At 45.0% G+C, this 20,532-nt stretch carries 18 protein-coding genes; 14 read left to right on the forward strand and 4 right to left on the reverse strand.

Annotated features, from left to right (window positions below; all coding sequences use genetic code 11):
- Positions 1–18: 18 nt before the first annotated feature.
- Together ligA and zipA are read right to left on the reverse strand one after the other, a co-directional pair.
- Positions 19–2,034, reverse strand: coding sequence for an NAD-dependent DNA ligase LigA (gene ligA / locus AACV32_RS06925; RefSeq protein ID WP_170894821.1), 2,016 nt, complete (start codon positions 2,032–2,034; stop codon positions 19–21).
- Between the two features lie 68 nt (positions 2,035–2,102).
- Positions 2,103–2,927, reverse strand: coding sequence for a cell division protein ZipA (gene zipA, locus AACV32_RS06930; protein WP_013857321.1), 825 nt, complete (start codon positions 2,925–2,927; stop codon positions 2,103–2,105).
- 230 nt (positions 2,928–3,157) lie between these two features.
- Between zipA and cysZ the strand changes: the two genes are divergently transcribed.
- The 5 genes from cysZ (at position 3,158) to crr (ending at position 8,072) form a co-directional block, all read left to right on the forward strand.
- A complete protein-coding gene (cysZ, locus tag AACV32_RS06935; RefSeq protein ID WP_013857322.1) occupies positions 3,158–3,910 on the forward strand; it encodes a sulfate transporter CysZ in 753 nt (250 codons plus the stop codon).
- A 157-nt stretch (positions 3,911–4,067) separates the two neighbouring features.
- Complete coding sequence (cysK, locus tag AACV32_RS06940) at positions 4,068–5,036, forward strand: cysteine synthase A (protein WP_013857323.1); 969 nt, start codon at positions 4,068–4,070, stop codon at positions 5,034–5,036.
- Between the two features lie 298 nt (positions 5,037–5,334).
- On the forward strand, positions 5,335–5,592 hold the full coding sequence (locus tag AACV32_RS06945) for an HPr family phosphocarrier protein (RefSeq protein ID WP_026027491.1): 258 nt from the start codon (positions 5,335–5,337) through the stop codon (positions 5,590–5,592).
- Positions 5,593–5,731: 139 nt separating this feature from the next.
- The gene (ptsI, locus tag AACV32_RS06950; RefSeq protein ID WP_017043449.1) at positions 5,732–7,456 is read left to right on the forward strand and encodes a phosphoenolpyruvate-protein phosphotransferase PtsI; all 1,725 of its coding nucleotides are present in this window, start codon (positions 5,732–5,734) and stop codon (positions 7,454–7,456) included.
- Positions 7,457–7,562: 106 nt separating this feature from the next.
- Positions 7,563–8,072, forward strand: coding sequence for a PTS glucose transporter subunit IIA (crr, locus tag AACV32_RS06955; protein WP_010317358.1), 510 nt, complete (start codon positions 7,563–7,565; stop codon positions 8,070–8,072).
- 78 nt (positions 8,073–8,150) lie between these two features.
- Here crr and AACV32_RS06960 read toward each other — a convergent pair whose 3' ends face one another.
- Entirely contained in the window at positions 8,151–9,302 is a 1,152-nt protein-coding gene (locus tag AACV32_RS06960; RefSeq protein ID WP_094147013.1) for a 2-octaprenyl-3-methyl-6-methoxy-1,4-benzoquinol hydroxylase, read from the reverse strand.
- A 257-nt stretch (positions 9,303–9,559) separates the two neighbouring features.
- On the opposite strand from AACV32_RS06960, the gene miaB reads away from it, so the two are divergent.
- The 5 genes from miaB to lnt all read left to right on the forward strand — a co-directional run bounded on the left by miaB (position 9,560) and on the right by lnt (position 15,134).
- Positions 9,560–10,984 carry a tRNA (N6-isopentenyl adenosine(37)-C2)-methylthiotransferase MiaB gene (gene miaB, locus AACV32_RS06965; RefSeq protein WP_017049486.1) on the forward strand — a complete coding sequence of 475 codons (1,425 nt, stop codon included), beginning with the start codon at positions 9,560–9,562 and terminating at the stop codon, positions 10,982–10,984.
- 70 nt (positions 10,985–11,054) lie between these two features.
- Positions 11,055–12,155, forward strand: a complete 1,101-nt coding sequence (locus AACV32_RS06970; protein WP_170894822.1) for a PhoH family protein — start codon at positions 11,055–11,057, stop codon at positions 12,153–12,155.
- Positions 12,155–12,619: an rRNA maturation RNase YbeY gene (gene ybeY / locus AACV32_RS06975; RefSeq protein WP_013857329.1), complete on the forward strand. Its 465-nt coding sequence runs from the start codon at positions 12,155–12,157 to the stop codon at positions 12,617–12,619. Before AACV32_RS06970 ends, ybeY begins: the two co-directional genes overlap by 1 nt.
- 85 nt (positions 12,620–12,704) lie before the next feature.
- Positions 12,705–13,580 carry a CNNM family magnesium/cobalt transport protein CorC gene (gene corC / locus AACV32_RS06980; RefSeq protein ID WP_170894823.1) on the forward strand — a complete coding sequence of 292 codons (876 nt, stop codon included), beginning with the start codon at positions 12,705–12,707 and terminating at the stop codon, positions 13,578–13,580.
- A 33-nt stretch (positions 13,581–13,613) separates the two neighbouring features.
- Positions 13,614–15,134: an apolipoprotein N-acyltransferase gene (gene lnt, locus AACV32_RS06985; protein ID WP_017049484.1), complete on the forward strand. Its 1,521-nt coding sequence runs from the start codon at positions 13,614–13,616 to the stop codon at positions 15,132–15,134.
- A gap of 51 nt (positions 15,135–15,185) precedes the next feature.
- Here lnt and AACV32_RS06990 read toward each other — a convergent pair whose 3' ends face one another.
- Positions 15,186–15,656 (reverse strand): zinc ribbon-containing protein, encoded by a 471-nt coding sequence (locus AACV32_RS06990; protein WP_026028475.1) that lies wholly within the window; start codon positions 15,654–15,656, stop codon positions 15,186–15,188.
- A gap of 122 nt (positions 15,657–15,778) precedes the next feature.
- Between AACV32_RS06990 and leuS the strand changes: the two genes are divergently transcribed.
- The 4 genes from leuS to rsfS all read left to right on the forward strand — a co-directional run bounded on the left by leuS (position 15,779) and on the right by rsfS (position 20,530).
- On the forward strand, positions 15,779–18,352 hold the full coding sequence (gene leuS, locus AACV32_RS06995; protein ID WP_170894824.1) for a leucine--tRNA ligase: 2,574 nt from the start codon (positions 15,779–15,781) through the stop codon (positions 18,350–18,352).
- Positions 18,353–18,488: 136 nt separating this feature from the next.
- Positions 18,489–19,115, forward strand: coding sequence for an LPS-assembly lipoprotein LptE (locus tag AACV32_RS07000; RefSeq protein WP_017045823.1), 627 nt, complete (start codon positions 18,489–18,491; stop codon positions 19,113–19,115).
- Between the two features lie 9 nt (positions 19,116–19,124).
- On the forward strand, positions 19,125–20,150 hold the full coding sequence (gene holA / locus AACV32_RS07005) for a DNA polymerase III subunit delta (RefSeq protein WP_013857334.1): 1,026 nt from the start codon (positions 19,125–19,127) through the stop codon (positions 20,148–20,150).
- A gap of 62 nt (positions 20,151–20,212) precedes the next feature.
- Positions 20,213–20,530 (forward strand): ribosome silencing factor, encoded by a 318-nt coding sequence (gene rsfS, locus AACV32_RS07010; protein ID WP_017049482.1) that lies wholly within the window; start codon positions 20,213–20,215, stop codon positions 20,528–20,530.
- The last annotated feature ends 2 nt before the right edge of the window (positions 20,531–20,532 follow it).

The raw sequence follows: 20,532 nt of genomic DNA on the forward strand, positions 1-20,532 counted from the left end.
GAAGGGATGCTTAAAAAATTAGCTTTTCATTAACTCAAGCAAATCTTGTTCGCTGCGAATTTCGATCCCTAGTTCTTGCGCTTTTACTAATTTTGAACCGGCCGCTTCTCCGGCAAATAGTATATCGGTGTTTTTAGAGACGCTTCCCGTTACTTTTGCGCCAAGCTCTTGTAGCGCCGCTTTCGCATCACTTCTAGAGAGTTTCGACAAGCTCCCCGTCAAAACCACCACTTTACCAAGTAAAGGGAGAATCGCATCTTGGCTCGGCTTTTCGATATTAGGCCACTGGATACCGAGTTCGATCAATTCATTAATCACTTGTTGGTTTTTATCTTGCTCAAAAAAAGATGTGATATGACTCGCAACGATAACTCCAACATCTTGAACTTCAAGTAGTTCTTTATGGGTCGCTTGGCGAATTTTGTCTAATGACCCGAAATGGAGCGCAAGATTCGCCGCCGTCGCTTCCCCGACTTCACGTATGCCCAATGAATACAAAAAACGGGGTAATGTGGTCATTTTGGCGGCATTCAGTGCATTAACGATATTTTGTGCTGATTTTGGTCCCATACGCTCTAACACCGTTAGCTGCCCTGCTTTTAGACGGAAGAGGTCCGCGGGCGTGCTCACCATCTCTTTATCAACAAGCTGCTCAATCACTTTTTCGCCTAAACCATCCACGTCTAACGCTTTGCGAGAGACAAAGTGCTTTAATGCTTCTTTGCGCTGAGCTTGACACACTAACCCCCCTGTACAACGGGCGACAGCTTCACCTTCAACACGCTCAATGTCAGAGTTGCACACCGGGCAGTACTGCGGGAAAACAATATCGACCACTGTATCAGAGCGTCTGTCTAACAACACAGAAACAATCTGTGGGATAACGTCGCCTGCTCGACGAATAATAACGCTATCACCAATTTTCACGCCTAGGCGCTCAATTTCATCAGCGTTGTGTAATGTCGCATTGCTGACGGTGACTCCCCCCACAAATACAGGTTCTAACTTCGCAACAGGTGTAATAGCCCCGGTACGGCCCACTTGAAATTCAACATCGTTCAGGAGCGTTATTTCTTCTTGGGCAGGAAATTTATAAGCAATCGCCCAGCGAGGCGCCCGCGCGACAAAACCGAGCTTTTGTTGCAGTTCAATATCATCAACTTTAATTACCACACCATCAATCTCATACGCTAGTTGGGCGCGACGAGTTAAGATACTTTGGTAGTACTCTTTCACTTCATCCATTGAAGAGACTAGACGTGTTTCAGGGCACATCGGCAGCCCCCACCCTTTTAACTGCAAAAAGCGCTGATAATGACTGCTTGCTAACTCAGCGCCTTCAATCACACCAACACTGTAAGCATAAAAATTCAACGGCCTTTGAGCTGTGATTTTTGAGTCGAGCTGTCTCAAGCTCCCTGCGGCTGCATTTCTTGGGTTAACAAAGGTTTTTTCACCTTTTTTGAGTGCTTGTTGGTTCAATCGCTCAAAACCGGCTTTAGGCATGAACACTTCACCACGAACTTCTAAACGAACGGGCCACCCTTTTCCCTGTAACTTCAGTGGAATAGCACTGATCGTTCGCACGTTTTCCGTAATGTTTTCACCGACCGCGCCATCCCCACGCGTGGCGGCCTGTACTAACACACCATTTTCGTAAAGCAAACTCACGGCTAAACCATCAAGCTTAGGTTCGCAGCAAAAAGCGTTAAAGTGGGCACTCGGTATCCGGTCTTGCATCCGCTTGTGAAAGGCATCAAGCTCATTCTCATCAAACACATTATCTAAAGAGAGCATTGGAATTTCATGAGTCACCTGGGCAAAACCCTCTAAAGGCTTACCTCCAACACGCAAGCTGGGTGAATCCGCTGTGACTAACTCCGGATACTGCGATTCCAACTCAAGCAGCTCACGCATCAAACGATCATACTCAGCGTCAGGAATTTCAGGGTTATCTTCTACATAATAACGTACAGCATGATAATGCAGCGTCTCACGAAGTTGGCTTAATTTGTGTTCTATTGTTTGCATCATAATTCTCTCGGATCATGAAAAAAGGCTCCGACTAGGAGCCCTTAATGGTCGATGTTTATTCTACGCGTCTACGCGTTGCGTGCGCTTTTAAACTCTTGGATTTGGCGTCGGTAGGCAGCCAATCGATCTGGCGTCATTAAATTACGCGCATCATCCAATACATTGCCACCTAAATCATCAGCGATTTGTTGAGCGGTTTTAAGCATTAATTTGAAATTTTGATCAGGCTCGCCGTAGCAAGGCAGTGTCATGAAGAATGAGATACCGCGAGTAGTAAACTCCGCAGGATCATGATGTGCCAATGTACCGGGTTGCATCATGTTGGCAACACTAAACAGCACTTTCCCTGTACCTGACAGATCGGCATGCCGGTGGAAAATATCCATCTCACCATAAAGAAGGCCGTTTTGCTGCATACTGTCAAAAAGCTTAGTGCCGACAAAGGGATCATTTCCCGCACAATGCACATTCAGCACAATCACTTCCATTTCGGCTTCTTGAACGTCGGATTTTTGATTATCGTCAGCAATGACATCATCTTGTTCACTGAGACTTGGGGATTCGGTTTTCATCGATATTGAGGGCACATCATCGAGTTCATCAAGCACATTTTCAGGTTCAAAGCTTGGTGAATAACCGTCAATGAGAGGGTCAACCGCTTCACTAAAATCTGGCTCTTTACGTACTTTGCGAATAATTTCGAAATCATCTTCCGGAGCAAATGAACGCTGGGTCGCAGATTGTGTATCATCGTGATCAACATCAATTTTACCAAGAGGCTTATCCTCAAACTTGGACTTCCCTTCTTTCTTACTGGTCCAAAGACCATGAAATAGCAACGCGGCTATCGCTAGCGCGCCAACAATTATGAGTACGAATCGCAATTCCTGCATGTTTCACTCTCAGTTTCTCGATGCATGGTTATTCTCAGCTTTACCAGCTTGAATTGAACGTGTCACCAACGTGGGTTATATCGGTCTATCGGGGTACTTTACCAAAAGTTTGTACCGATTTAGAACAACTTAATGTGAGAAGTTCAATACATGATGTGATTTTCACCACGCTTTTCTTCTTCGGCAGGTTGAGTAGAATAGCTTTTTAGCATTGATTAACAGATATTCACATGGATAACGGTATGACACTTAAGCAACGTTCAGGTTTTGGATACTTCTTTTTTGGTCTAGAGCTAGCACTCACCCCCGGCATTCGACGCTTTGTGATTCTGCCATTACTCATCAACATCATTCTCGTCGGCAGCGCTCTTTTTTACTTATTCAATCATCTCAATACGTGGATAGAACAGTTTATTGGTCAAATCCCTGATTTTTTATCTTGGCTAAGTTACGTTTTATGGCCATTGCTCGCGATCACTATCTTAGCCACGTTCTCCTATTTCTTCAGTACGCTGGCTAACTTCGTCGCTGCACCATTTAATGGGCTACTCGCAGAAAAAGTGGAAGAAAGATTAATTGGCGCTCCAATCAACAGCGATGGCATCTGGTCTATGGTCAAAGATATCCCACGTATCCTCGCAAGAGAGTGGCGAAAATTAATCTATACCTTACCCAAAGCAATCGGTTTGTTCTTATTGCTCCTAATTCCTGCCTTAGGACAAACCTTAGGCCCTTTGCTGTGGTTCATTTTCACTGCATGGATGTTAGCCATCCAATACTGTGACTACCCATTTGACAACCACAAAGTGAGCTTTAACCAGATGAGACACAATTTGAAACAAAAACAGACCAAGGCGTATAGCTTTGGTGTTTTAGTGTCGATTTTTACCACCATACCCATTGTTAACTTAATCGTCATGCCGGTTGCTGTATGCGGGGCAACAGCCATGTGGGTTGGTGAATTTAAAAACAAACTGCAGTGATGGTGCGAGGGAGATTCAACCTGCATATCCCTCTATAAGTTATAACTTTTTAATCCTTTTACGTTTTAAGGTTAACACCTATTCTGCATCTGTATCCACTCACGTGTCTTATCAGACCGCCAGGCACATATAACGTGTGTAATAAAGGAATATCGCAATGAGCAAAATTTACGAAGACAACTCTCTGACTATTGGTAACACTCCTCTTGTTCGCTTAAACAAAGTCAGCAAAGGTAAGGTACTGGCGAAAATTGAAGCGCGCAACCCAAGCTTTAGCGTGAAGTGCCGTATCGGTGCCAACATGATTTGGGAAGCAGAAAAAGCTGGCACACTGAAACCTGGCGTTGAACTTGTAGAGCCAACCAGCGGTAACACCGGTGTTGCTCTTGCATTTGTTGCAGCTGCTCGTGGTTATAAGTTGACACTTACTATGCCTGAATCAATGAGTTTAGAGCGCCGTAAACTGCTTAAAGCTTTAGGAGCCAACCTTGAACTCACCGAAGCGGCGAAAGGCATGAAAGGCGCAATTGCTAAAGCAGAAGAAATTGTTGCCAGCAACCCTGAAAAATACTTGTTGCTGCAGCAATTCAATAACCCAGCCAACCCACAAATCCACGAAAAAACAACAGGGCCGGAAATCTGGGATGCAACTGATGGTGAGATTGACGTGTTCGTTGCAGGTGTCGGAACCGGTGGTACTTTAACGGGCACAAGCCGCTACATTAAGGGCCAAAAAGGCAAGGCTATCATCTCAGTTGCGGTTGAACCTGCGGAGTCGCCAGTCATTGCTCAAGCACTTGCTGGAGATGAAATCAAACCTGCGCCACACAAAATCCAAGGTATAGGAGCGGGATTTATTCCTGGCAACCTCGATTTATCCCTCATTGATCGTGTTGAAGCCGTCACTTCAGAAGAAGCGATTGAAATGGCAAGACGCCTCATGGAAGAGGAAGGAATCTTGGCTGGAATTTCATCAGGCGCAGCGATTGTAGCCGCGAATAGATTAGCAGAACTACCTGAATTTGAAGGAAAAACGATTGTAGCGGTACTACCAAGCTCAGGTGAGCGTTATCTGAGCACCGCACTATTTTCTGGCCTATTTACCGAGAAAGAGAACCAACAGTAATAGGTGGTTAAATCAAATTTTCGTTTAAAAAAGCCCCATGCAGGGGCTTTTTTGTTGATCCTTGCCTCACCTTTGGTAATATCACCTCGTTTTATTTTAAGCTTCAAAATAAAGAAGTCAGAAACGTATTAACTATAATGACGAATGACAACATAGATTGAAATCGTGATTATGAAATTTAAATCAGTATCAGCTATGACACTAAAACAGCGTTACTCTGCTAGCAGAACCGTTGATTAGCAGTTAAGCTGTTCTGGTGAAGAAACTAACAAAAAATAAATCAATTGGGGTATATAACATGTACGAGAAGCAAGTAGAAATCACTGCAGAAAACGGCCTTCACACTCGTCCTGCTGCGCAGTTCGTTAAAGAAGCAAAAGTATTCGATGCAGACATCACAGTGACTTCTAACGGCAAAAGCGCAAGTGCTAAGAGCCTATTCAAACTTCAAACTCTTGGCCTAGTAAAAGGTACCGTTGTGACTATTTCTGCTGAAGGCCCTCAAGCTAAGCAAGCGGTAGATCACCTAGTTGCTCTCATGGACCAACTACATTAATCCGGTCCACTATTTTCAAAGCCATTTTGTCAAAACAAAATGGCTTTGTTGGAAATAGTCTACATTTTGAGCTACTAATTACCGTTAGCGCAATAGTCCACATTCTCCCGTTTACAGTTGACCAATTTAAGGTAACGCTATGATTTCAGGCATCCTAGCATCTCCAGGCATTGCTTTTGGTAAAGCACTGCTACTTCAAGAAGATGAAATTGTCCTAAATACTCACTCTATTTCAGATGACCAAGTAGAAGCAGAAGTTCAGTGTTTTTATGACGCTCGTAACAAATCTTCTGCTCAGCTAGAAGTGATCAAACAAAAAGCACTTGAAACATTTGGTGAAGAAAAAGAAGCCATCTTTGAAGGCCACATCATGTTGCTTGAAGATGAAGAGCTAGAAGAAGAAATTTTAGCACTCATCAAAAATGACAAAATGCATGCAGACAACGCGATCTATACCGTGATCGAAGAGCAGGCTGCTGCCCTAGAATCTCTTGATGATGAATATCTAAAAGAACGCGCGACAGACATCCGCGATATCGGTACGCGCTTTGTTAAAAATGCTCTCGGCATCAATATCGTTTCACTGAGTGATATTAACGAACAAGTAATTCTTGTTGCTTATGATTTAACGCCTTCTGAAACTGCACAAATCAATCTTGATTACGTGCTGGGTTTTGCTTGTGATATCGGTGGTCGTACATCTCATACTTCAATCATGGCACGTTCACTTGAGCTTCCAGCGATTGTTGGTACTAACGACATCACTAAGAAAGTAAAGAATGGCGACATGCTTGTTCTTGACGCCATGAACAACAAAATCATCATTAATCCTTCAGAAGCACAGCTTGAAGAAGCGAAAAAAATTCGTGATGATTTTGCTGCGGAAAAAGAAGAGCTCGCAAAACTAAAAGACCTACCTGCTATCACACTCGATGGCCACCAAGTTGAAGTATGCGGTAACATCGGCACAGTAAAAGACTGCGATGGTATTTTACGCAACGGTGGTGAAGGCGTTGGCTTATATCGTACTGAGTTTTTATTCATGGACCGCAGCGCGCTACCAACTGAAGATGAGCAATACCAAGCTTATAAAGAAGTTGCAGAAGCGATGAGTGGTGAAGCGGTGATTATCCGTACCATGGATATCGGTGGTGATAAAGATCTTCCGTACATGGATCTACCAAAAGAGATGAACCCATTTTTGGGCTGGCGCGCGATTCGCATCAGCTTAGACCGTCGTGACATCTTACGAGATCAGCTTCGTGGCATTCTGCGTGCATCTGCGCATGGTAAACTGCGTATTATGTTCCCGATGATCATCTCTGTAGAAGAAATTCGTGAGCTTAAAAACGCTATTGAAGAATACAAAGAAGAACTTCGCACTGAAGGCTTAGCGTTCGATGAAAATATCGAAATCGGCGTTATGGTTGAAACACCAGCGGCAGCGGCAATTGCGCACCACTTGGCAAAAGAAGTGTCATTTTTCTCTATCGGTACCAATGATTTAACCCAATACACTCTTGCGGTTGACCGTGGTAACGAAATGATTTCACACCTGTATAACCCACTTTCTCCAGCGGTTTTAACCGTGATTAAGCAAGTGATTGATGCTTCACACGCTGAAGGTAAATGGACGGGTATGTGTGGCGAGTTAGCGGGTGATGAACGTGCAACGCTACTTCTACTTGGTATGGGACTCGATGAATTCTCTATGAGCGGTATCTCTATCCCTAAAGTGAAGAAAGTGATCCGCAACTCAAACTTCGCCGAAGTTAAAGCGATGGCAGAAGAAGCACTCTCTTTCCCAACCGCAGCTGAAATCGAAGCTTGTGTGGAAAAATTCATCGCAGAGAAAACGCAATAATTCGCTAATACCAATGAAATAGACGACTAAAAATAGGTCGTCTATTGTTGGCGATTGGTATACTATAATTCGACAGAATAAAATTAAACGTTAGGAGCATGACACAATGGGTCTGTTTGATAAACTTAAGAAGCTAGTATCTGACGACAGCTCAGATGCAGGTGCGATTGAAATTATTGCCCCTCTTTCTGGTGAAATCGTCAATATCGAAGATGTGCCAGATGTTGTTTTCGCTGAGAAAATTGTTGGTGATGGTATTGCGATTAAACCATCAGGCAACAAAATGGTAGCTCCAGTTAACGGCACTATCGGTAAGATTTTCGAAACTAACCATGCGTTTTCAATCGAGTCTGATGACGGTGTTGAGTTATTCGTTCACTTTGGTATCGACACAGTTGAGCTAAAAGGTGAAGGTTTTACTCGTATCGCTCAAGAAGGCCAAGCGGTTAAAGCAGGCGATACTGTTATCGAATTCGACCTAGCGCTTCTTGAAGAGAAAGCAAAATCAACACTAACACCTGTTGTTATCTCTAACATGGACGAAATCAAAGAGCTGAACAAGCTTTCTGGCACTGTCGTTGTTGGTGAAACACCGGTTCTACGTGTAACTAAGTAATTCGTTAAAATTTTTTTACGTAAAAAACGCTGCTGATTTGCAGCGTTTTTTGTTTCTACAAAAACAGCTCAAATCGCACTACAAACCTAACGCGTATTTCAACAGTTTTTCCTTCACTGGGCCTGAATGTTCGGCCAACTTCAATACCGCGTTGCGCACCAACTTTGCTGGCAAAACCTCGTTGCTGAACGTTTTATAAAACAGATCCATTCCTGATTGCATCACTAAGTTATCCGGCCTTCTGCATGTTTCATAATTCCGTAATTGCGCTTGTGTTAAAGCTTCTTGATTTTGTGTCACAGCTAATAACGCTTTTACATCTTTAAACCCTAAATTCACCCCTTGCCCAGCCAGAGGGTTAATCGTGTGTGCTGAATCGCCAACCAAAACACATTGCCGTTTCGCATACGTCTGAGCATGACGACGAGTGAGGGGAAATGCCCCACACTGCAACACGTTAATATCGCCTAGTTCCTCAGGAAAAGAGGCCAACACTTGCTCCCTTAACTGCTGCTTGTTCATCGCACACAATTGGCGAATTCGTTTTGGTGAGTCATACCATACCAAAGAAGCTTGATTACCCGGCAAAGGAAGAAACGAGCGCGGGCCGGATGGAAAAAATTGCTGCCAAGTAATATCTTGCTGAGGCTGATGAGTTTCGACATTGATCAACATGCAATGGTGTCGATAATCCCACGCGGTAATACCAATTCCCGCCAGCTGCCGCACAAGAGAATTTGCACCATCCGCACCAATCACCCAAGTTGCAGTAAGAGTTGCGCCTGACTCTAAAAGCACGCTATTTTGTTGGCCAAACACAATGTGCTTGAGCTTATCAGGACAAAAAACCTGCAAATTCGGATAGTGCACAAATTGCCCCCACAATCCGATCTGAATAAGACGATTTTCGACCATATAACCCAGCTGAGGGAGGCCCAATGCATCGCTATGAAAACGAGTACGGCACTCTGGGTGCTCCCAGGTTTCTAGGCGGCGATAAGGGCAAACACGCATTTGCATAATTTCATCCCATGCGCCTAAGTCAGTAAGTAACTGAACCGAAGTTTGCGAAATGGCTGAAACGCGCAGATCCATTGCTTGGTTTATTGTAAACGCTTCAGGCTCTATACCTTCGACCAGAGCAACCGTGCGACCTTGCTTAGCAAAGCCTATAGCCACTGCCGCCCCAACCATGCCACCGCCAATCACCACCACGTCAAAATTGTTCATTGTTTACACTTAATCGTCTGAGTTTTGAGTCGATTTTCATTGTACGTTTTCAGCTCTTTTTTGCGAATTTTTTTACACAAAAACCCTGCACTTTCTATGGTAAAAATCTAGAGATGACGGAACATGCGAGAGATTTTATTGGATGACTAGTCAGTGACTTTTTAAAGCAGTACAATACGCGGCTTACCGCCGAGATGGCGGCTACAATTTGAGCATTAGTTCAACCAATTTAGACCAATAAGACGAGCGAAAGTGAGATGAGTAAGAAACTGCTAATTAAAACCTGGGGCTGCCAGATGAACGAATACGATTCATCAAAAATGGCCGACCTGCTTAACGCTGCAAACGGCTACGAGCTAACGGAAGAGCCAGAGGAAGCAGATGTATTATTACTTAACACCTGTTCGATCCGAGAAAAAGCACAAGAGAAAGTCTTTCACCAACTGGGTCGTTGGAAAACATTGAAAGATAAAAAACCAGGCGTCGTGATTGGCGTTGGCGGCTGTGTTGCAACCCAAGAAGGTGATCACATTCGTGAACGCGCTCCCTTTGTTGATGTTATTTTTGGCCCGCAGACCCTACACCGCTTGCCAGAAATGATAAAACAATCGCAAACCAACGATGCGCCAGTCATGGACATTTCGTTCCCAGAGATTGAAAAATTCGACCGTTTACCAGAACCAAAAGCAGACGGCGCAACTGCATTCGTCTCTATTATGGAAGGGTGTTCAAAATACTGCACTTACTGCGTAGTACCTTACACTCGCGGTGAAGAAGTCAGTCGCCCGATGGATGATGTGTTGTATGAAATCGCGCAACTCGCGGCGCAAGGTGTACGCGAAGTCAATCTTTTAGGACAAAACGTTAACGCATACCGTGGCCCTATGCACGATGGTGAAATCTGTTCATTTGCCAATCTGTTACGCTTAGTCGCCTCCATTGATGGCATTGATCGCATTCGATTCACCACCAGCCACCCACTCGAATTTACCGACGATATTATTGCCGTTTATGAAGACACACCTGAACTGGTGAGTTTCCTGCATCTTCCGGTACAAAGTGGTTCAGATCGAATCTTAACCATGATGAAGCGCCCACACACCGCGATTGAGTACAAATCCATTATTCGCAAACTGCGTAAGGCGCGCCCAGAGATCCAAATTAGTTCTGACTTTATTGTCGGTTTCCCCGGTGAAACAGATAAAGACTTTCAAGATACAATGAAGCTGATTAAAGACGTTGATTTTGATATGAGCTTCAGCTTTATCTTCTCCCCTCGCCCGGGTACGCCAGCCGCTGATTACCCATGTGATTTATCAGAAGACGCCAAAAAAGAGCGCTTATATGAACTGCAGCAAACAATCAACGCACAAGCGATGCGTTACTCACGTTTGATGTTAGGTACAGAACAACGCGTATTAGTCGAAGGCCCATCTAAGAAAAATCTAATGGAGCTTCGCGCCCGTACCGAAAATAACCGTGTCGTTAACTTTGAAGGCTCCGCCGATCTGATTGGCCAATTTGTCGATGTAAAAATTGTCGATGTGTTTGCCAACTCACTGCGTGGTGAACTGGTTCGCACTGAACAAGATATGGATCTTCGCACCGTGATTTCACCAACGCAAATGATGGCGAAAACACGTCGAGAAAATGAGCTAGGGGTAGCCACTTTTACACCTTAGGTTTAAGCATAATGTCATACAGTGCTCGATCATAATCGGGCACTGTACCATGGCAAACTGAGAGGCAACATTGAGCAATAAAATTGTTACGCTAGAGATAGATCTAGAACCTTCAGACAACCGCCGTCTTGCTAGCCTGTGCGGTCCATTCGATGACAACATCAAACAATTAGAACGCCGTCTTGGTGTTGAAATTAATCACCGCAGCCAGTTTTTCACCATAGTCGGTAAACCACACACTGCCGCTGCTGCGTTGGATATTATCAAATCTTTGTACGTTAATACCTCACCCATACGTGGTCAAATTCCTGATATCGAACCAGAGCAAATTCATCTAGCCATCAAAGATTCAGGGATCCTTGAGCAGCCGTCTGAATCAAGTATTCAACATGGCAAAGAAGTCTTCATTAAGACCAAGAAAGGGCTGATAAAGCCGCGTACGCCTAACCAAGCTCAGTATCTCGTTAACATGGTGGCGCACGACATCAGCTTTGGTATTGGCCCTGCAGGGACAGGTAAAACCTACTTAGCCGTTGCCGCTGCAGTTGATGCGCTAGAGCGCCAAGAAGTTCGTCGAATTTTGTTAACACGCCCGGCGGTTGAAGCAGGTGAAAAATTGGGCTTCCTACCCGGTGATTTAAGCCAAAAAGTCGACCCGTACCTACGACCGCTTTATGACGCGTTGTTTGAAATGCTTGGCTTTGAGCGAGTAGAAAAGCTCATTGAACGCAATGTGATTGAAGTTGCGCCACTCGCTTACATGCGCGGACGTACGCTCAACGATGCTTTTATTATTTTAGATGAAAGTCAAAACACTACCGTTGAACAAATGAAAATGTTCCTGACACGGATTGGGTTTAATTCAAGAGCCGTTATTACGGGTGATGTGACACAAATCGATTTGCCACGTGGCGCTCGTTCAGGTCTTCGCCATGCCATTGAAGTGCTCAATGAAGTTGACGAAATCAGCTTCAACTTCTTTTTGTCTGATGATGTCGTACGTCATCCAGTGGTTGCTCGTATCGTCAACGCTTACGAAAAATGGGAAGCTCAGGACCAAAAAGAGCATAAAGCTCAAGAGCAACGTCGTCGTGAAGAGCGAGAAGTAAAGTCTGTGGATGTTTCTACTGAAGTGAATACAGTAACCGCAACAAAAAACGTTGGTGAATAATGAGTATCGAACTAGATTTACAATTAGCGGTCAAAAATGAGCAAGGGTTACCTACTTTTGATGATATCAGCCATTGGTTAACTCACGCGGTGACCCCATTTCAGGAACAAGCGGAAGTCACTGTGCGAATTGTTGATTCCGAAGAGAGTCAACAGCTCAATCGCGATTATCGAGGAAAAGATAAGCCGACCAACGTGCTATCCTTCCCTTTTGAGATGCCTCCGGGCATAGAGTTGGATCTGCTCGGTGACCTTGTTATTTGCCGTCAAGTGGTGGAACAAGAAGCCGATGAGCAACAAAAACCGTTGATGGCACACTGGGCTCATATGGTTGTACACGGCAGTCTACATCTGCTAGGTTATGATCATATCGATGATGATGAAGCCGAAGAGATGGAATCTCTTGAAACTGAAATTCTGCAAAAAATGGGCTTTGAAGACCCGTATATTGCTGAGAAGGAATAGCTCCAGACAATGAAGCTAGTACCGCTAAAGTCGGTACGATACGTGTGCTATCACACATCTGATAGCGAGGAAAATTAGAGAAACAATGAACGAAGATAACCCCCAGAATTCTGAAGGTCCGAGTAGAAAGTCCTTCTTTGAACGCCTAGGCCAATTATTTCAAGGTGATCCGAGAGATCGCCAAGAGCTTGTGGATGTGATCCGCGACTCTGAAATCAATGACCTTATCGACCATGACACAAGAGATATGCTTGAAGGTGTGATGGAGATTTCTGAGATGCGCGTGCGTGATATTATGATCCCACGCTCACAAATGGTCACTATCGATAAAAACGATGACTTGGATACCTTAATTGCGCTGATCACCGATGCTCAGCACTCACGTTACCCAGTGATCAGTGAAGATAAAGACCATGTTGAAGGCATTCTACTAGCGAAGGACTTACTCAAATATTTAGGTTCAGACAGTGCACCTTTTAACATTTTAGAAGTGATCCGCCCGGCAGTCGTGGTACCAGAAAGTAAACGGGTTGATCGCTTATTGAAGGAGTTCCGAGAGGAGCGTTACCACATGGCGATCGTCGTGGATGAATTCGGTGGCGTGTCTGGCTTAGTGACCATTGAAGATATTTTGGAAGAAATCGTTGGCGACATTGAAGACGAGTTCGATGATGAAGAACAATTGGATATCCGTAAGCTCAGCAAACATACTTTTGCAGTTAAAGCGCTGACCACCATCGAAGAGTTTAACGAAACCTTTGGTACTAAGTTCAGCGATGAAGAAGTGGATACTGTAGGGGGATTGGTGATGACGGCCTTTGGCCACCTGCCAAGCCGTGGCGAAGTTGTAGAGATCGACAAATACAGCTTTAAAGTCACCGCAGCAGATAACCGCCGAGTGGTTCAACTGCAAGTCACTATTCCTGATCTTGAATCACTTTCAGTGATAGCAGAAGAGTGACATAACCCCATTCACATCAGCAGAATGAGATAGATGATTAAAACACTTTTTCATCGCCTAATGCGGCCGCTTGCGGCCGCTTTTGTTGGCGCATTAACCCCACTCGCTTTTGCTCCTTATCAGTTTTGGCCGCTGGCCATACTCACCCCCATGTTGCTATTGTTGCTCATTAATCAGCAACCAGCTAAAAAAGCAGCGTGGATCGGTTACTGCTGGGGCTTAGGTTTTTTTGCTTTTGGCATCAGTTGGGTACACGTCAGTATTGATACCTTTGGTGGTATGCCCAAAATTGCCAGCCTGTTCCTGATGTCATTATTGGTCGGTTATTTAGCCCTTTATTCTGGGCTTTTCGCTGGCTTACTCAACCGTTTTTTCCATCATAACACCATCAGCCATTTTTTATTAGCCACCCCTGCGCTTTGGCTAATTACCGATTGGCTTCGAGGCTGGGTAATGACCGGCTTTCCTTGGTTATGGCTTGGTTATAGCCAAATTGATAGCCCGCTCGCCAGTTTCGCACCACTGGGAGGCGTTGAGCTGGTCACCTTTTTCACGCTCCTCTGTTCTAGCGCTCTAGCCATGACGTGGCTTAAGCGCTCTTGGATACTCGTGCTCATTCCTCTGACCATATTGGCGACGGGGTTTGGACTACGCAATTTCGATTGGGTCACTCCCGATCCCAGCACACAAACTCGCGTTGCACTGATTCAAGGTAATATTAAGCAAGCGGAAAAATGGCTTCCCAATCAGCGCTGGCCAACCATCATGGCCTACACCGATCTCAGTCGAGAAAACTGGGACGCAGATATTATCGTATGGCCAGAGGCAGCGATTCCCGCATTTGAATTCGAGATCCCTTCCTATTTGAGTAACTTAGATTCTGCGGCAAAAATGAACGACAGTGCGATTGTCACAGGCGTGCTCAACCAAAGCCCAGAGCGATCTTTTTACAACAGCATTCTGGTACTTGGCACCAACCCTTATGGCGACTACCGTTATGACTCTGACGCTCGCTACCATAAGCATCATTTATTGCCATTTGGTGAGTTTGTGCCATTTGAAGATTGGCTCAGGCCCATCGCACCCTTTTTCAACTTGCCGATGTCTTCATTTAGCCGTGGTGACTATATTCAACCGAATCTGATTGCCAAGGGTAGACACCTAACCGCGGCACTGTGCTATGAAATCATCTTCAATGAACAAGTCAGAGCGAATGTCACCGATGAAACAGATTTTATCTTAACCCTCTCTAACGATGCGTGGTTTGGGCATTCAAATGGCCCATTGCAACATATGGAGATTGCTCGGATGAGAGCTTTAGAGCTGGGTAAACCGCTCATTCGTTCAACCAACAATGGTGTCACCGCCGTGACGGATCACAAAGGTAAAATAACGCAGCAGATCCCACAATTTGAAACGGCCGTATTGAAAGCAACCATCACGTCGACCAAAGGAGAGACGCCGTATCACGCTGTCGGCACTTGGCCGCTCTACGTCTGGGTGTTACTCAGTTTTATCGTCGGATGGACAAGACGTCACTCACCTCACTCTTAACCTCAAAAAGGCGCATTTCAGCGCCTTTTTGAGGTTTTCTATCAGCAACACTTAAGGTTTTAATGGCTGACGAGTAAAAGCCGTTTGCCCACATTGAATACAAGGCATAATTTCAGTTGGATGATTATACTGGGTTTTATGCCCACAATGGTCACACACTAACATCCCAAGGCCTATCATCTCCCCCGCTTGATACAAACCTTGTCGTTCTAAATCTTGAAACAATTCCACCCATTCCACTTTTGTTTTATCAGTGATTTCAAAAAGCCCCTGCCAAATTGAATTGGTAATCATCAATGAAAATAGGCTGCTTCTACTCTCTTCAAAACTATCCGCGAATTCTTTGAGATCCGCTTTTACATAGGCAGAAATAAGCGCCAATTCATCTTTAGTGAGATTATTGGCAGCATCAACAACCTTACCTGATGTCTGCAAAACTTGGGACATTTCATCAGGACTATGTTTGAGCGTTTCAATCACGTCATCCACAATCTCTTCGTAACTTGTTTTACGTTTTGGCATCACCCACCTCCATCAAACCAGATTGGCTATTGTTGTGTACCCCTGCTTTAGGTATTCTATGTCGATCTATTAGACTCTGTTCTAACCGAACTCACAAATTCCAAGATAACCGGATATCATCGATGCAAGAGCAATATAACCCGCAAGATATTGAACAAAAAGTTCAACAGCACTGGGATGACAACAAGACCTTTGTTGTAAGTGAAGACCCAAATAAAGAAAAATTCTACTGTCTTTCTATGTTCCCATACCCAAGTGGCCGACTGCACATGGGTCACGTGCGTAACTATACTATCGGTGATGTAGTCTCTCGTTTTCAACGTCTGCAAGGTAAAAACGTCATGCAGCCCATTGGTTGGGACGCATTTGGCCTACCCGCTGAAAATGCGGCTGTAAAAAACAAAACGGCACCAGCACCTTGGACCTACGAAAATATTCAGTACATGAAAAACCAGTTAAAACTGCTGGGTTTTGGCTACGATTGGAGCCGTGAATTCGCCACTTGCACGCCAGAATATTACCGCTGGGAACAAGAGTTCTTCACTAAGCTGTATCAAAAAGGCTTAGTCTACAAGAAAACCTCTTCCGTTAACTGGTGTCCAAACGACCAAACCGTTCTCGCTAACGAGCAAGTTGAAGATGGCTGCTGCTGGCGTTGTGATACACCAGTAGAACAAAAAGAGATCCCACAATGGTTTATTAAGATCACCGCGTACGCACAAGAACTGTTGGACGATTTAGAGAACTTAGAAGGTTGGCCTGAAATGGTCAAAACCATGCAGCGTAACTGGATTGGTCGCTCAGAAGGCGTAGAGCTCAAGTTTGGTGTCAACGGTCATTCAGATCTCGACGTCTATACCACTCGCCCTGATACCTTGATGGGTGTCACTTATGTGGGCATTGCGGCTGGTCATCCATTAGCGACCATTGCAGCGCAAAATAACCCTGCTTTAGCTTCTTTTATTGACGAATGTAAGAACACTAAAGTTGCAGAAGCTGAACTGGCGACCATGGAAAAGAAAGGCATGGATACAGGCTTAACGGCCATTCATCCTTTAAATGGTCGTGAAGTGCCTATTTATATCGCCAACTTTGTGCTGATGGATTACGGTACAGGCGCGGTGATGGCCGTACCTGCTCATGACCAACGTGACTTTGAGTTCGCCACCAAATATGGCCTAGACATCATTCCAGTCATCAAACCAGAAGATGGCTCTGAAGTCGATGTGTCTAGCGCTGCGTACACTGAAAAAGGAGTCCTGTTTGGTTCTGGCGAATTTGATGGTTTAGCCTTCCAAGCAGCATTTGATGCTATTGCAGCCAAGCTGGAGGCTGAAGGTAAAGGCAAGAAAACCGTTAATTTCCGTCTACGTGACTGGGGGGTTTCTCGCCAACGTTACTGGGGCGCGCCGATTCCTATGGTGACCACTGAAGATGGCCAAGTTCACCCAGTGCCAATTGATCAACTGCCCGTCATTCTACCAGAAGATGTTGTGATGGATGGTGTAACTAGCCCAATCAAAGCCGACAAAGAGTGGGCCAAAACCACCTTTAATGGCGAGCCTGCACTACGTGAAACCGATACCTTCGATACGTTTATGGAGTCGTCTTGGTATTACGCTCGTTACTGTTCACCACAAGCGGACGATATTTTAGACCCAGCGAAGGCAAACTACTGGTTACCAGTAGACCAATACATCGGTGGTATTGAGCATGCTTGTATGCACCTGCTCTACTCACGCTTCTTCCATAAGCTACTGCGTGATGCAGGCTATGTCACTTCAGATGAACCTTTCAAGCAACTACTTTGCCAAGGCATGGTATTGGCAGATGCGTTCTACCACACGAACGAGAAAGGCACCAAAGAGTGGGTAGCGCCAACTGACGTAAAAGTGGAACGCGACGGTAAAGGTCGCATCACTCAAGCCGTAGACAACCAAGGCCGCAACGTTGAGCACTCAGGCATGATCAAAATGTCTAAGTCGAAAAACAACGGTATCGACCCGCAAGAGATGGTTGATAAGTATGGCGCCGATACGGTTCGTCTATTCATGATGTTTGCCTCTCCGGCTGACATGACGCTTGAATGGCAAGAGTCTGGTGTAGAAGGTGCTAACCGCTTCCTAAAACGCGTCTGGAAACTGGTTGCAGAACATAGCGCTAAAGGTGTGGCTGAAGCGGTAGATAGCGCCTCTCTTACTGGTGAACAAAAAGCGCTGCGTCGTGATGTGCATAAAACCATCGCCAAAGTGACTGACGATATTGCACGCCGCCAGACGTTCAATACCGCCATTGCTGCGATTATGGAGTTGATGAATAAACTCACTAAAGCGTCACAAGAATCCGTGCAAGATCGGGCCATTCTCGACGAGGCTTTAAAAGCGGTTGTCAGCATGCTTTACCCAATCACTCCTCATATCAGCTTTGAACTGTGGAATGCACTGGGTGAGAGTGATGTAGATAATACCGTGTGGCCGACCTACGACGAATCCGCCCTAGTGGAAGATGAAAAACTGATCGTCCTACAAGTTAACGGAAAACTTCGTGGTAAGCTGACCGTAGCCGCTGATGCAAGTAAAGATCAGGTTGAAGTACTCGGTTTAGCGGACGAGAACGTCATGAAATTTACGGATGGCTTAACCGTTCGTAAAGTTATCTATGTACCAGGTAAGTTACTGAACATCGTTGCGAACTAATATCGCAGCCTAATGTCGTAATAACTGGTTTATCAACAGGGTAGCTCGCTGCCCTGTTGATTTATCTTAGCGTTCTTACCCACAGAGCTATAGAGCGCTAAGATAAGTCACCTAAATATATGAGAACTTAACCCCAATGCGCCAAATTTCGTCTTACTCTCTGAAATTATCGTTAATTGTTATTATGAGCAGCCTACTCTCCGCTTGCGGCTTTCATCTTCGTGGCGATTACTCCGTTCCAGAAGAACTCAATCGAGTCTCTGTCACCAGCTACGACCAATACAGTACCTTCACTCGTATGGTAAAAAATCAATTACGAATGAGTGACATTGAGATTGTTTCCCCCTCAGAGACGGTGCCAAACATCTATCTAATAAACGAGAGTGTTGGTGAACGGACGCTTTCGCTTTATCAAAATACTCGTGCTGCTGAATTGGAATTGACGTTCAACGCCTCCTATAGCGTCACCCTACCTGAAGTGGGGATAAAAACGTTTTCAACCAGTGTGACTCGTAGCTATCTTGATAACCCATTAACCGCTCTCGCCAAATCGGTAGAGCGAGACATGATTGAAGATGAGATGCGTAAACTAGCTGCAACTCAAATTCTACGCCAAATGGCACGTCTAAAAGCCGATATTGCAGCGAATGAACATCAACTTGAACAACAAGAAAATGAACAGCAGCAAACAGACCAGCAGGCCTATGAGATAAACACCGTGGAAAGTGAACCGTCACAATTCACGGCTCCTGCGACAAACTAAAGGCGAGTAATGAGAATATTTGCTGACAAGCTGGCCGATCACTTAAACAAGCCCTTGATGGGGCTTTACTTACTGTTTGGCAACGAACCGCTATTGCTGCAAGAATCACGCGTGGCGATAGAGAAAAAAGCATTAGAACAAGGATTTGAAGAACGCCATCGTTTCAGTGCCGATGCCCATTTAAACTGGGATCAAGTCTATGACTGCTGCCAAGCTTTAAGTTTATTTTCCAGCAAAAAAATCATTGAAATTGAATTACCTGAAACGGGTGCAAATGCGGCAACAGCGAAAGAGCTCGTCGCCCTAGGTCAATCGCTTCATCCTGACGTACTACTTGTGATCATCGGTGAGAAATTGACCAAAGCACAAGAAAGCACTAAATGGTTTAAGACACTCTCAAGCCTAGGATGTTGGGTGAGTTGCTTAACCCCGGACATCAGCAAACTGCCACAATTTGTCATGATGCGCTGCCGCGCATTGGGGCTAAAACCTGATCAAGAAGCAGTGCAGATGCTGGCGCAATGGCATGAAGGCAATCTGTTCGCACTATCTCAAAGCTTAGAAAAACTCGCGCTACTCTATCCAGATGGCTTACTGACGCTGATCCGCTTAGAAGAGTCATTAAGCCGACATAACCACTTCACTGTCTTTCACTGGGTCGATGCGCTGCTCGAAGGGCAAGCGAATCGGTCACAACGTATTTTACGCCAGCTCATTACCGAAGGCACTGAGCCTGTGATTCTGATACGTAGCCTACAAAAAGAGCTGCTGCTGCTGCTGCAAATGCATCAAGATTTAACCCAGATGCCGATTGGCTCAATCTTTGATAAGTACCGAATTTGGCAATCCAAGCGACCTTGGTACGCGGCAAGCTTAAAAAGACTATCGAGAGATAAACTCAAACAGCTGATTGCATTACTCACCCAAGCCGAAAGAGTAACTAAAACTCAGTATGAAACCTCAACTTGGCCAATATTGCAGCAAATCAGTGTCGAATTTTGCTTGCCACAGTCCGTTGTATCAAAGTTGGCTTGAAGGCGTGTTATACTCCGCGCCATTTTGTCAGTAACCAGACCAATTTTTAAAGGAGATGACGCTTGCAACACCACGAATTGAAAGGCTTTCTTGCCGATAAAGCCGACGATATGAAAGCCATTGATATCAAAACCTTAGATGTTAAGGGAAAATCTAGCATCACCGATTACATGATCATTTGCACAGGCACATCAAAACGACATGTAGCCTCGATTGCCGAACATGTCGCAACTGAAGTCAAAAAAGTGGGCATGGAACCACTGGGTATGGATGGCGAAAGTGAAGGCGAATGGGTCGTGCTAGACATGGGCAGCAGCATGTTGCATGTTATGCAAGAAGAGCATCGTGATCTGTACCAGCTTGAAAAACTTTGGAGTTAAGT

Source organism: Vibrio sp. B7, assembly GCF_963888765.1.
Lineage (GTDB): Bacteria > Pseudomonadota > Gammaproteobacteria > Enterobacterales > Vibrionaceae > Vibrio > Vibrio anguillarum.